Genomic DNA, 792 nt, shown 5'->3' with positions numbered 1-792 from the left:
GGCAGCAGCACCGCCAGCAGAAGCCAGAGCTGGCCACGGCGGGCCAGCAGGGCAAAGGGGAGCAACAGCAGCAGCAGGAAGGGGCCGAGCTCGTGCCAGCCCTGCTGCGGGGGGGCGCTCAGGGGGCCGGCGCTAGTGAGGGTGAGCGTTTGGGGATCGGTGATAAGGCGCCCGCCCGTCTCTTCGGCCAGGGCGGCGATGGCGGCGCGATCCGGCGCCGGCAAGCGGGGGCGGCCCGGCTCGCCCGCCAGACGCACCGGCGCGTCGCCCGAAAGCAGCACGATATCGAGGCGCGGCGCCCGGCAGCGCAGCAGGCTGATCCCCCGGCAGGGCCAGCTGGCGCGGATGGTATCGCGCTGGGGAGCGGTGATGGCGTCGGTCACCAGCAGCAGGCGCGCCGGGGCCTGATCGGCAAAGCGCGCCAAGGCCAGCTGCACCGCGCGCTCGGGGGCGCTGCCGGCTATCGGCATCACGTCGGGGCGCAGATCCGGCAGGAGGCGGCGCAGCGCCTCCCTGTCCTCGCTCGGCGGTTGCACCAGATAGGCGTCGGCGGCAAACAGGATGAGGGCAATGCGCCGCGCCTGCGGCTGATCGAGCTGGGCTTGCAGCAGCAGGCGGGCCCGGGTGGCCCGATCGGGCGAGAGATCGGTCGCCAGCATGGAGCGGGAGAGATCGAGCAGCCAGATGTCGAGAGGCGGCGCGGCCTGGGGGGGCGCCGCGCCGGGCAGGGCGGGGCCGCTGAGGGCCAGGATCATCAGCAGCGCAGCCAGCGGACGCCAGGGTGGGGTGGCC

General features: G+C 74.6%; 1 protein-coding gene. It reads right to left on the bottom strand.

Going from position 1 to position 792, the window contains the following annotated elements:
* On the bottom strand, positions 1 to 792 hold a 792-nt coding region (locus tag BN1134_RS14740), incomplete at both ends, for a VWA domain-containing protein (protein ID WP_198133197.1).

Source organism: Aeromonas simiae (genome assembly GCF_000820125.1).
GTDB lineage: Bacteria > Pseudomonadota > Gammaproteobacteria > Enterobacterales > Aeromonadaceae > Aeromonas > Aeromonas simiae.
The sequence above is the reverse complement of the archived record's forward strand: the minus strand, read 5'-3'. Positions and strand labels throughout refer to the sequence as shown.